Source organism: Kitasatospora sp. NPDC085879 (assembly GCF_040686255.1).
Lineage (GTDB): Bacteria > Actinomycetota > Actinomycetes > Streptomycetales > Streptomycetaceae > Kitasatospora.
In genome coordinates this window covers 1-1,183 of the sequence record NZ_JBFBJZ010000208.1, presented here as the reverse complement: position 1 = coordinate 1,183, position 1,183 = coordinate 1, and the positions used below count along the sequence as shown (strand labels likewise).

Genomic DNA, 1,183 nt, shown 5'->3' with positions numbered 1-1,183 from the left:
GCGGGTGGAGCCCCCGGTGGGTGGACTCCATGAAGGGCAGGTCCCTGAGCCAGGCGAAGAGCAGGTGGGCGTCCTCGCCGGGCAGCACCGAGGCGAGCAGTTCCTCGGAGGTCGAGTAGGCCTGCGCGGCCACCTCCAGGGCGCGGCGGTGGGCCGCGGTCGGAACCTCGCCGATCAAGCCCGACAGCAGGGTGTGCAGGACGTCGGCCGAGGGCGCCCAGACGTCCTCCCGGCTCCAGTCCGCCGCCCTGGAAGCGGCCGCGAGGGACAGGGCCAGCGGGTTGCCCCCCGCGAAGCGAAGTACCCGTTCGCGCAGCTGGGGCAGGACCTGCGCCGTGGTCAGCAAGCTTCGGGCCTGCTGCTCGGAGAACGGCTCCAGTTCACCGACGTGCAGGAGCCCGGCCCAGGCGGGATCGGCGGTCCACTGCGGCTGCGGCGCGATCCGGCCGGCCAGCACCACCAGGGCGTCGTCGGCGGCGCGGGGCAGGAAACGCTGCCACAGCCAGCTCTCCAGCCACTGGCAGTGCTCGAAGGAGTCGACGAACAGGACCGTCCCGGGGACGTTCAGGAAAGGAGCGGCGACACGCTCGAAGTCGGCCGGGTCCCGGCTCACGAAACGGCCGTCCAGCTCCAGGAGCGGCCGTCCCGTCGCACGGGCGTGGTCCGCCAGACGACGGAGCAGTGTCGACTTGCCGATGCCGCCCGGCCCGACCACGTAGAAGGCGAACGGCGCCTGCGGATCGCCGGCCAGGGCCTGTGCGAAGCGGCCGATCTCCTCGTCCCGGCCGATGAAGGCCTGGACCCGTGCGCTGCTCAGTCTCTCCTTGACGGACGCCATGACGGCTCCTCTCCCCATGTGTCGGCGCCGGACCATGCCGTCCGGACGTGAGCTCCGGGCCCCTGCGGTGACGGACACCGGATCGAGGCGTGCGGTTGCGGATGGCGGGGCCGCCGGAAGCTCCTGGACGGTGCCTCCGGGCCTGCCGTGCCCGTCAGGACTGCGGCGACCGCCGGGCCCGATCGACGCGGCACTGTGCGGACGCCCTGTTCCGCGTCACGTGACGAGTCCCAGGTTCCGGTCGTCGGCGTGGCCTGCGACGAGGAGGGTCGTCTCCTCGACGCACTGGAAGCGCCCGTCGGGGGCGAACCGGGCGAAGAGGTACACCTCGGTGCGGGAGGTGCG

At 72.8% G+C, this 1,183-nt stretch carries 1 protein-coding gene; it reads right to left on the bottom strand.

The window, feature by feature from the left end:
• Positions 1 to 838: ATP-binding protein (locus tag AB0P35_RS42210; protein ID WP_363521941.1), on the bottom strand; the 838-nt coding region annotated here is incomplete at its 3' end.
• Positions 839 to 1,183 lie beyond the last annotated feature (345 nt).